Genomic DNA, 10,202 nt, shown 5'->3' with positions numbered 1-10,202 from the left:
AGGTGGTGCCGGTCAGCCAACCGCCTAGTGCTAGGAAGGCGCAGGGGAATAATAATATCCCTGACCAACCTACGAATACGAAGCGATCGCGCTTGAGCCAGTCGTCTAGAACGTCAAACCACCCTCTACTGGGCGCGCGTCCAACTGCGATGGTCATTAGAGCAAATCTCCAAATTTTATAAGTACAGGTTGTATCTGTATTATAGACGGCTATAAATAAAGCCTTCTATAAGCAGAAAATTTACCGGGTTGTTAACCTAGTTTACAATTTTTTACACACCTTTAATCATATTAGGTGTAAATCGCTAATTTTTCTAGGGGTTTTGTCATAAAAATTAATTTTTGATTCAGATGAGGTGATAAATGGGAGTTAGGAAGATGAAGAGAAATAACCAATGCCCCATGCCCAATACCCTTTTCCCTAGAATCACTCAGCTGACGCTAAAATGAGTCCACAAGTTAAATTTGATTATTGCTAAATGTTTACCATCGATTTAAGCATCAGAAATACTGCTTTCCCGATCTCAGTACAACGTAAGTCAGCAGAGGATGCTGAGGCTGTCTATCAGCTAATTTTGGCAGCAATCCGTTCTGGGAACCCTGACATTGTAGAACTCAAGTGCGAGGGCAAGACAGAGAAAAAAATTGCTGTTCGCGCTAGTGAAATTTCTGGGGTGCAGATTGTTCAGAAAGATGGTACAACCCCTGGTGGCGGCAGACCACCTGGCTTTTTCGCTGTAGCTGCTGAGTAACCAAGGTTGACAAATGGCTCAAGTGGGCATTGAGGTCAAGGATTTAAATTTCAGTTGGCCTAATGGAGAGAAAGTGATCAAATCTTGCTCTTTAGAAGTACCCAAGGGTGAGTTTTGGATGCTCTTGGGTACAAATGGCAGTGGAAAATCTACTTTACTGAGACTGCTGGCGGGGTTATTAGCTCCTGAATCTGGGGAAATTCGGGTTTTACACCCCGTTGGCTTTGTCTTTCAAAATCCGGATCATCAATTGGTGATGCCAACGGTTGGTGCTGATGTGGCTTTTGGATTGGTGGAAGAAAAGTTGCCACCTGCTGCTACCAGAGCCAGGGTTGAGGAGGCGTTAGGGGCGGTGAATTTGCTTACATTGCAGCGACGCCCTATTTATGCACTTTCTGGGGGACAGAAACAACGAGTTGCGATCGCAGGTGCGATCGCCCGTCGCTGTGAAGTCTTATTATTAGATGAACCCACTGCCTTACTAGATCCCGATAGCCAGTTGGATTTAGTTGCTGGTGTCCGTCGCCTTGTCAAAAGTCGAGGTATTACAGCTCTTTGGGTAACACATCGATTGGATGAGTTAAATTACTGTGACGGCGCTTTCTTGCTAGAAAAAGGCTCTCTGGTTGATAGTGGTGAAGCCGAACGTCTCAAACAACGTTTGATGGAGGTACACAGCGAAGCCTCTTAATTGAGTGCTGAGTGCTGAGTGCTGAGTAATGAGTGAATAAGTAAAATTCATTGTACTTAGCATTCCTGAAAACTACTCAAAAAGAACTTTAACGCGCCTTTTAAACAAAGGCGCGTTTTAAGTTGGTGTGTCTATCTAAGGTTTGAGTTTTGTGAGGCTACCGTATTTTTTATTCTGTGTAACATAGTGTTACAGACAATGCATCAATTATTATAAAACTTATGAATGAATTTTGTTAACTCTAGAAAATTGTGATTAAAAACCATGCCCCGTTCCTTACTCCAAGCCGTTTTGTTAGTGGACGGCTACAATATCATAGGCGCTTGGCCTTGCCTTAAAAAAACGCGTGATAGCGTTGGATTAGAGGCAGCACGGGGCGAACTTGTGGAAGCGATGACTGGTTATAGTGCGTTTCAAGGTTACACAACTCAGATAGTTTTTGATGCCCAATATCAGAACACCTCTAGTAATAAAGAAATTATTACTGAGCTTTTATCTGTTTATTACACTGATTTTGGGCAAACCGCAGATACTTATATTGAAAAATCCTGCGCTTCTTTTCGCCAGCAAATAGCTCAATCTTTGATTTCTCGTGTGATTGTTGCTACATCAGATCGGGCGCAGCAGTTGATGATACAGGGGTATGGGGCTGAATGGTTGTCAGCACAACAACTCTGTGGGGAAGTGGAAGCCACTGTCTGCCGGATGCGACAAAAGTATCATACGCGCAAACAATCTAAGAGTAGGTTTTTAGCTAATGCCATTGATGCTAAAGCGCGGCAGCGTCTGGCTGAATTACGAATGGGATTGTAGATATTTAGTATCTAAGAGTCTCTGCTTAAGTTCCGAATCGATTTTGGCTGCAAATAATTCTATAAATTAAGCTTTTAAAAAAATATTGGCGAAAGTACTTGCCAAATCTTATTTTTAGCCCTAAGATTATAAATCGTGAGTGATCCTCAGTAGCTCAGTGGTAGAGCGATCGACTGTTAATCGATTGGTCGCTGGTTCGAATCCAGCCTGGGGAGTTTAACAATTTTGGATTCTAGATTATCCATCAGAGATTTATGGTCGCTTGATTCGGCTGTGACGTTTCTGGATCATGGGTCTTTTGGTGGTTGTCCTAAACAAGTGCTGGAGTTTTAGCAAGGTTTGCGTAGACGCATTAGCGAAGCGGTGCGGCTTGTCGTTAGACATCGCATCTCGAACAGGAACCCCTAAGCTTTTATGGGTTCGTTGCTACTTGGCAGGTGGACAGAATTGAGACAGCAAAATCATCAGCTAGCGTTGTAGGGAAGACAGGTACTTTGTGAAGCGTTATAAGTGCAGCCGCCTTGTCCAAAGGAGATGATTGGTTTAATGGCGGTTGTGCCAATGCCTGCAACTTTGGAAAACCACGATTTCATGTCTATACATGATGAGTTGTTTGATCAGTTTGGTATTCAAGTGCAGGTGATGCCGTGGCAGGAACAACCTCGGCTGTTGGTAAGGATTTTGGCGCAGATTTACAATACTTTAAAGCAGTATGAGTATTTGGCAAGGGTTCTAAAGGGGTTGCTCTCAGGTTAATCTAGTTTAAGGAAGATGGCGATCGCATCAAGGGTCTGTTCTGCACTTTTAGCAGTAAACATTGGGCCATAGTTTTCCAGTTTTAATCTATTGATGCGTTCGTAATGACGAGTATTCTTTGTTACTAAAGTATAATTTTCTGCAAGTGCAACACTAGCAATTAGTAAATCAAATTCAGCAATCGTTTGCCCTATTCTACGGAGTTCTGCTTTTAATTCACCATACTTTCTTAAAGCAGGATCAGTTAAAGGTACGACGGGTAGGTTTTGAATAAAGTTTTCTGCACGAGTTAAATTTTCCACTACTCGTTGAGAATTATAAGCACCAAAATATAACTCAGCAACTGTGATGCTACAAATATAAATTTGCTCCCATCCTATTTCTCTAACTTTATTTCTAACTGAATTAATATCTTTAATCCAATAAATGCAAGTATCAGTATCAATTAAATAAGTCATAGACTAATGTCATTGTTAGAAATAGTCCGGCTATCATAAATGTCTTTGACTATTTCCTCAGCAGTACGTTCATCTTCCCAAGGGCCAAGCCTTTCCATAAATGTATCTAGTGGATGCGGTTTTGGCTGCTGTTCAGATGAGACAATTATTTCATTCACTATCAATTGATTGGCTTCTGGAACTCCTAATTTTTTGGTTTCCTCTTTAGCTATAACCATGATTTGCATCAAAGTTATAGCCTGACGCAGAACATCACCTTTACTTGTGCCTATTTTATTTGCTAGTTCGTCTAGTATCTGATTTAGTTCAGGTGACAAATCTAAGTTTAAGCGAACCATCTTTTGAGTGTTAGTCATGGTTCCATCCTTGTGTAAAATCTTAAGTACATTATAATTGACTGATGCACTTCCTCAACTTGCGTTTTTGAGTGCCAAACGACTGAAGTCGCGGCTATACAAACAAAATCTGCCTTAGCAGGTTTCAAAACATTGAAAGAAGCAAAGTAAAGTTTGTTTGTGTGCGTGGCAATCAGGAAGATTTGAGAAATTGGATTTAATTTAAAAAAGTGAAAAAATAAAGATTTTTATTTACTTCCAATAGTGAAGGGATCAATTCTCAACGGATAAGAATATGAAAATCCATTAGAAAACATCTTTTCAAAGTTATTTGACGCAGAAGGTAAGCGTAATCTAAAAGTATCAATATCTTTTACTCCAAGAGGATATAATAATTTTTCAGCATATTTAGCGCGAGATGCTTCTAACAAATATCTTGGTGTTTTTTTCATATATACCTTGCTCCAGGGTATCCATTTATCCCACTTGCTAGTTTCTGAAATTGTAAATTCCGATCTTAAAAATAAAAAGCAATCAGCATCCATAAATTGTTGCATGGGAACAATTTTTGTAAGCTTCCCATCCGTATGGCGTTCATTTAAAATATCTGCATGAACCGAGATTTTATTAAGCCGTAGTCGTGTATTACGATGCTCTAATAACTCAATATACTTAGGAACATAGGTGAATGATACTAAACCTTGTTCTCTAGATATTTCATGGTTTTCAACATAGATTCCTTCTTCTAATAAATCTGCAATTAGTTGCCAACGGTTTTCTCTAATGAGAAACGAGAAAAAAGTTACAAAAAGTTCATGACCTATAAACTTATAAAAATCAAAATCAATATCTTTATAGCTACCGAAGAAAGTACGCGGCACATTGTAACGTTCTAGAATAAGTTCAAACTGTTTGTATATTTCAGTAGCAGCATCAGAATTATTCATAGTTGCTATTACTTCTGCAATCTGAGCAAACTGTATAACTAGGTCTGGTGTTTGCTCAATTGACTGCACTAGCAACTCATCAGCGATACCTCCTCCTGTAAAATCTGGCTTGAGTGCATCAAGTTCATCCCTTAACCATGTCATGAACCGACGGACTAAAGATATTTGATTAGGCTGAGAATTTTCAACAGCAATTATTGCCTGTTCACCTATACTTAATGGTTGAACAATTTCCCCAGTAGTTTGCAAATCAAGTCCTTCTAAAATACTCCGAAGTGCTGCTGTCAATGTTTTTTCGAGTTTCTTTCGCTCTGTAGCACGATCCTCACTTTCTTGAGGCATGTGGTAAGTGATAACTCGTCTCATCCGCAGATCAAAGGGTGATTCTTCTGGCTTACCAAAAGCTGAATTCATCACCATGATAATGTTGTCCCATCCGAGAGTTTTGATTGCATATCCAAGTTCAATCAAGACGTTAGGGTTTGGAGTAGGACGAAACAAAGTATTTTGGTTAATAATCGAGATATCACATACAAAAACCTGAGCCTGTTCAATTTTGCCAAAGATTGTATGGGCAATATCAGGGGAGCCAGGTACATTAATTGTGTCACGGTCTATAACTGGCTCTACTTCTATAGAATCATCATTGCGGATAGATTTGGCAGCATCCTCAAGAGCTTTTTCAATAAATCCACGATTCGTAGCATTCGGTAAGTCTGACTGCCAAGAATAGAATATTTTGCAGTGCATAATTTAGTGTGTATATTAATTTCCACCCTGGAAAACACTGAGGTAGGGGTATCACATTACATTATATCTATACTAAATTTAATGCACTAACCCGATCGCACTTTTCCTAAAGTCTTCACATTCCCCACGCTTCCAGATAAAAATATCACCCTTTGTTCTAGCTCAAAAATCAAGTTTTGCGACTTGTAAAGTAAGTTTCTGACTCGTAAATCAAGTTTTTGACTCGTAAATCAAGTTTCTGACTCGTAAACTAAGTTTTTGACTTGTAAATCAAGTTTCTGACTCGTAAACCAAGTTTCTGACTCGTAAACTAAATTTCTGACTCGTAAATTAAGTTTCTGACCTGTAAACCTGTTATTCTCAACAAAATTCAGTAAATCTACCTGCATTTATCCTGTGAGTTAATCCTAACGCTCTCAAAGATTCTCTGAAATAAAAAAACGCAAATATACGACTACAAACGCAATTTTTCCGCGTTAGGATACGTATATTTGCGATAAAAGTAGAAACAATTCTAGCCTTAATGCACTAATGCGATCGCACGTTTCGTCAACGCTTCAGCAGTTAATCCATTAAATGCCATCAACTCACCAGCACTGGCTGTAGTTTCACCACGTTTCCATGCAAAGGTGTCGCGCTTGGCTGTACTCCGTAACAAGATAGGTTCTAACATCCCCGCAGCACCACCTGTCACAGCAATTAGCGCATCGCCATCAAATAATTCGGCAAATTTCGCATCATCTAAGAAACCGCCTTCGGGTTCAGAACAGGTATCCCATGCGGTATCATCGCTACGGTACAATTGCCGAGGATTAATAACAGAAACTATCTTCACACCAATACCTTCTGTTTCTAAGAAAGCAGCAGCTTCAAATACTGGCATTAATGTCATATCACCAATTACAGCAAATACAACTTGTCTATCACCAGCGATTTCATGTAATAACACTGCACCATCGCGCAACCCTTGACGAGTTTGTTCTAAAGTTGTACGAATTGGTAACGGCGATTTACTTGCAGTAATTACAATTCCCTTATTCTTAGTTTTCAACGCCCAATCATAACAGGCTTGAATACTATTAGCATCAGGCGGAAATAATGGGAAAACATTTCCATTTCGCATCAACGAAGCAAAGTAAGCTTCAATTTCGGGACGTTGGTGAGTCCAACCATTACGCCCTTGTTCTAATGCGCCTGCTGTGAATAAAGTAATAGTCGAGGGAGTTTGACGGCGTAATTCTGCCATTGATTGGGTTACAGTTTGCCAAATTGGTAATCCGTTGATGGCAAAAGATTCGTAAGAACACCACAAAGTTCTCGCACCCATTAACGCTAAACCCGCAGCTAAACCGGCACAAGCATCTTCACTCAATGGTTCATAAACTTGTCCGTTTGGCGCTTGATTATATAAGTCGTCGGTTGTAGGGTGGATAATCTTTAATGCTTGGTTGATGTTGGCAATTCCAGATGCTTCGTTACCGTCGGCGTTGGTGACGAGGAAATTCTGATCTTTTTTTCCAACTATTCCTACCAATCGTCCCATTGCGGTTGTGGAAACTTTGGCTTCACCTCCAACTGCATATTCTTCTAAAGGTAATTCGCCTAAATCTGGTAATGGAAATTCAAATTCTGTCACCACAGTTTTTGCTGCTGGGCCACCACCGGCGCGTTCGGCATTTGTTCTAACTAATTGCCAAGCTTCCGCAGACAAAGCACGGGTTTGCAATGCACTAACAATATGGGTTGCATCCAGCGTATCTTTAGGATACAAGTTGTGAGATTTTGACCCCCGCGCGTGGACTCCTGCACCTTTGAGTTGTTTAATAATAAAGACGGTAAGTTTACCACCCAAAGCCGATCGCGCTGCTTTATCTACACCGGAAAGTACTGCTTGCGTAAATTCTAGCCGCTTCTCAAAGGAAAAGGCAGTACTATCAACGTAATCCCCTGGTTGGTTTTGATCGTCAAAGTCTTTGGCATCCACTAACACCACTTCATCAAAACCGTTACCTTGCCAATATGCTTGCATCTCTGGGTTGGTTTTTAAAGAAACCATGCTGTGATGTTCTTGGCTGTAACCGTTCCACACCAACACCGGCAAGAAGTTGGTGACAGCAGGATAAGCTGTATGAAAATGCGCGATCGCACTTACAATATAAGGCTCACCCAATCCACCATCCCCAACTGTAAAAGGGAACAACTTATCTTTGTGCAACAGTGCAGCCGCCATTGCAAAATGTTGCCCTTGTCCCAAAGGCCCCGCAGGTGCGAGAATACCGGGGATGAAACCAGAAAGGTGTCCTAATAATCCGTGCTTTTCTCGGAAGCGATCACGCAATTCTTGGACTGTAAAAATTCCCATGTCCTCTAGCGATCGATCCAAGAACATGGCACTATAAAATCCGGGGGCGTGGTGTCCGACTTCGGTAATAATATTCTTGTATCCCAGCATGACAAGAGATGCGTAAGCTTCTGCTTGGCTGGCGAATCCGCCGGGATGCCCAGAAGCTTTACTAGCAGTAACTTGCAAAGTTAGGTAGCGTAAGGCATCGGCAGCCAGTAAAGTTTGATATACAGCTGCTTTGTCTGTGGGAGATGCGATCGCTATTTTGCCCGACTCGATAGCAGGTGTTGCACCATAAGTTTCAAAATCTGGTAACGCTTCACCAAAATATTGAATCCCTTCAGAAAAATTGGGAAGCGCTGAAGATGCCTTTGGGGAAATTGCAGTCATGCTGAGTACCTTGTGACGATTAGATGAAACTGTAGATGCACGTTGAATTTAACAAAAATTTTACATCTTCGAGGTTGTAACAGTTTATTGCTTTTTTCCAACGTTAGAATAAGTACTTTAAATGGTCACGTTACCAAAATTTCAGTTACTTTAAGTAACAAAAAAATATTAAGTAGGAAAAAAAATTTATGACATTACCAAACGGCCCAAGAATGCCAACAGCTTTACAGATGATGCGCTGGATTATTAATCCTATGTCATTTATGGAGGATTGTGCTAAAAGCTATGGCGATATTTTTACTCTCAGATTGAACAAAAGTCTTCCTCCTATGGTGATTGTCAGCAACCCCCAAGCGCAACAGCAAATTTTGACAAATGATACCAAGGAATTGGAAGCACCTGGCGATGTGAATCAGCTGTTTGAACCTTTACTGGGTAAGCATTCTGTAATTACCATCAGTGGCGCACAACACCAGCGTCAACGCCAGTTGTTAATGCCTCCCTTTCACGGCGAAAGAATGCGAAACTATAGCCAGGTGATTACCGATGTTACCAAGCAAATTATCAGCCAATACCAGATAGGCAAACCCTTCAATATTCGGTCTGCAACCCAAGCTATTACCCTGCGGGTAATTATGCAAGCTGTATTTGGGCTACATGAAGGGCCTCGCGCCGAAAAACTCCAGCAATTTTTGGGCGATCTTTTAGAAAAAGCCAGTTCTCGATTAAGTGTGGCTTTGCTTTATTTTCCAGCTTTCCAAAGGGATTTTGGCCCGATTAACTTCTGGGGAAAACAGATACGCCTTCAGGAAGAAGCTGACAAACTCATCTACGAGGAAATTCGGGAACGTCGAGTACAACCAGATTCATCACGCACAGATATTCTTAGCTTACTCATGGCTGCTAGGGATGAAGCTGGTCAACCCATGACTGATGAAGAGTTGCGCGATGAATTGATGACTCTGTTAGTCGCCGGTCACGAAACCACAGCGACAGCCTTAGCATGGGCATTATACTGGATTCACAAATTACCATCAGTGCGCCAAAAGCTACTGCAAGAATTAGATAGCTTGGGCGATAACCCAGATCCTGGAACCGTTTTCAAATTACCTTATCTCAACGCTGTTTGTTCAGAGACATTACGGATTTATCCAGTAGGTATACTAACTTTTCCCAGGGTAGTAAGAACACTCCTTTCGCTGGGCGGTTATGAATTAGAACCGGGTACAGTCCTAGTTGGTTCTATTTATCTGACCCACCACCGGGAAGATATTTACCCAGAACCTAAACAGTTTAAGCCAGAACGCTTTTTAGAACGGCAATTTTCTCCCTATGAATATTTGCCCTTTGGGGGTGGTGCTAGACGCTGTATTGGGCTAGCATTTGCCCAGTTGGAAATGAAGCTAGCACTTGCCAAAATCCTTTCTAGCATTGAATTAGAACTTGTTGATAATGGTGAGGTGCAACCTAAACGCCGTGGTTTGGTAACAGGCCCGGATCGTCCCATTGAGATGGTTGTTAGGAGTCAGCGTCAGGTGAAGTCTCTTATTTTACAGACAACCACTGTTTAATATGAATGTAGAGACGTAGCACTGCTACATCTTTACAAAGGTTTTGAATAACGCATATTCAATTTCAGCAGATGTTTAATGTTTCGGAGGGTTGATGGTTGCGTTCAGCAAATTTCTAACTCCTATCTATAGCGTTCCTCTGTTGGCGTTTGAAAGACTGACACGTTAGAGAGACGCGATCAATCGCCGTTCTGAGAGAGAATGTACTCGTCAATTATTCCTTGACAGACTAATATTTCCGACTTGTGTGTACACCGTAGCCTTTTTGGAGAGAGATCAAAAATTATCGCATCCAAACAAGAAGTGCTATATATATTTAGATAGATTTAAACCTAATGGATAATTAGTTAAAAAGGTTTGCGATCTTTATATAGCGATCGCAGTCCTGTTTACAA

General features: G+C 41.0%; 10 protein-coding genes, 1 tRNA gene and 1 pseudogene. 6 read left to right on the top strand and 6 right to left on the bottom strand.

Features of this window, described 5'->3' with window-relative positions; genetic code table 11:
• A pseudogene (locus RMX98_RS31060) lies at nt 1-157 on the bottom strand (photosystem II D2 protein (photosystem q(a) protein)); the annotation flags it as partial.
• Nucleotides 158-479: 322 nt separating this feature from the next.
• Between RMX98_RS31060 and RMX98_RS31055 the strand changes: the two are divergent.
• The 5 genes from RMX98_RS31055 (at nt 480) to RMX98_RS31035 (ending at nt 3,012) form a co-directional block, all read left to right on the top strand.
• Nucleotides 480-752 (top strand): hypothetical protein, encoded by a 273-nt coding sequence (locus RMX98_RS31055; RefSeq protein ID WP_012410874.1) that lies wholly within the window; start codon nt 480-482, stop codon nt 750-752.
• A gap of 13 nt (nt 753-765) precedes the next feature.
• Nucleotides 766-1,443: an energy-coupling factor ABC transporter ATP-binding protein gene (locus RMX98_RS31050; RefSeq protein ID WP_322679779.1), complete on the top strand. Its 678-nt coding sequence runs from the start codon at nt 766-768 to the stop codon at nt 1,441-1,443.
• A 264-nt stretch (nt 1,444-1,707) separates the two neighbouring features.
• A complete protein-coding gene (locus RMX98_RS31045; RefSeq protein WP_322679778.1) occupies nt 1,708-2,256 on the top strand; it encodes an NYN domain-containing protein in 549 nt (182 codons plus the stop codon).
• Between the two features lie 143 nt (nt 2,257-2,399).
• Nucleotides 2,400-2,471: transfer RNA gene (locus RMX98_RS31040), tRNA-Asn, on the top strand.
• Between the two features lie 295 nt (nt 2,472-2,766).
• A complete protein-coding gene (locus RMX98_RS31035; protein WP_322679777.1) occupies nt 2,767-3,012 on the top strand; it encodes a hypothetical protein in 246 nt (81 codons plus the stop codon).
• Here the strand turns inward: RMX98_RS31035 and RMX98_RS31030 are convergent.
• The 5 genes from RMX98_RS31030 to RMX98_RS31010 form a co-directional block, all read right to left on the bottom strand.
• Complete coding sequence (locus RMX98_RS31030; protein ID WP_322679776.1) at nt 3,009-3,470, bottom strand: type II toxin-antitoxin system VapC family toxin; 462 nt, start codon at nt 3,468-3,470, stop codon at nt 3,009-3,011. The genes RMX98_RS31035 and RMX98_RS31030 overlap by 4 nt on opposite strands.
• Nucleotides 3,467-3,826 (bottom strand): CopG family transcriptional regulator, encoded by a 360-nt coding sequence (locus tag RMX98_RS31025; protein ID WP_322679775.1) that lies wholly within the window; start codon nt 3,824-3,826, stop codon nt 3,467-3,469. The genes RMX98_RS31030 and RMX98_RS31025 overlap by 4 nt, the downstream gene beginning before the upstream one ends.
• Before the next feature lie 227 nt (nt 3,827-4,053).
• The gene (locus RMX98_RS31020; RefSeq protein ID WP_322679774.1) at nt 4,054-5,502 is read right to left on the bottom strand and encodes a hypothetical protein; all 1,449 of its coding nucleotides are present in this window, start codon (nt 5,500-5,502) and stop codon (nt 4,054-4,056) included.
• Nucleotides 5,503-5,732: 230 nt separating this feature from the next.
• Nucleotides 5,733-5,891, bottom strand: coding sequence for a hypothetical protein (locus RMX98_RS31015; protein WP_322679773.1), 159 nt, complete (start codon nt 5,889-5,891; stop codon nt 5,733-5,735).
• A 131-nt stretch (nt 5,892-6,022) separates the two neighbouring features.
• Nucleotides 6,023-8,236 carry a phosphoketolase gene (locus RMX98_RS31010; protein WP_322679772.1) on the bottom strand — a complete coding sequence of 738 codons (2,214 nt, stop codon included), beginning with the start codon at nt 8,234-8,236 and terminating at the stop codon, nt 6,023-6,025.
• Between the two features lie 188 nt (nt 8,237-8,424).
• Here RMX98_RS31010 and RMX98_RS31005 point away from each other — a divergent pair, with 188 nt between their 5' ends.
• Nucleotides 8,425-9,807 (top strand): cytochrome P450, encoded by a 1,383-nt coding sequence (locus RMX98_RS31005; protein ID WP_322679771.1) that lies wholly within the window; start codon nt 8,425-8,427, stop codon nt 9,805-9,807.
• The last annotated feature ends 395 nt before the right edge of the window (nt 9,808-10,202 follow it).

It is taken from the genome of Nostoc sp. DedQUE02 (genome assembly GCF_034531035.1).
GTDB lineage: Bacteria > Cyanobacteriota > Cyanobacteriia > Cyanobacteriales > Nostocaceae > Nostoc.
The sequence above is the reverse complement of the archived record's forward strand: the minus strand, read 5'-3'. Positions and strand labels throughout refer to the sequence as shown.

Excerpts from the sequence above, each read along its gene's own strand:
- RMX98_RS31055 (WP_012410874.1), top strand. The coding sequence starts at position 480 with ATGTTTACCATCGATTTAAGCATCAGAAATACTGCTTTCCCGATCTCA.
- RMX98_RS31030 (WP_322679776.1), bottom strand. The coding sequence starts at position 3,470 with ATGACTTATTTAATTGATACTGATACTTGCATTTATTGGATTAAAGAT.
- RMX98_RS31020 (WP_322679774.1), bottom strand. The coding sequence starts at position 5,502 with ATGCACTGCAAAATATTCTATTCTTGGCAGTCAGACTTACCGAATGCT.
- RMX98_RS31050 (WP_322679779.1), top strand. The coding sequence starts at position 766 with ATGGCTCAAGTGGGCATTGAGGTCAAGGATTTAAATTTCAGTTGGCCT.
- RMX98_RS31045 (WP_322679778.1), top strand. The coding sequence starts at position 1,708 with ATGCCCCGTTCCTTACTCCAAGCCGTTTTGTTAGTGGACGGCTACAAT.
- RMX98_RS31015 (WP_322679773.1), bottom strand. The coding sequence starts at position 5,891 with ATGCAGGTAGATTTACTGAATTTTGTTGAGAATAACAGGTTTACAGGT.
- RMX98_RS31005 (WP_322679771.1), top strand. The coding sequence starts at position 8,425 with ATGACATTACCAAACGGCCCAAGAATGCCAACAGCTTTACAGATGATG.
- RMX98_RS31025 (WP_322679775.1), bottom strand. The coding sequence starts at position 3,826 with ATGACTAACACTCAAAAGATGGTTCGCTTAAACTTAGATTTGTCACCT.
- RMX98_RS31010 (WP_322679772.1), bottom strand. The coding sequence starts at position 8,236 with ATGACTGCAATTTCCCCAAAGGCATCTTCAGCGCTTCCCAATTTTTCT.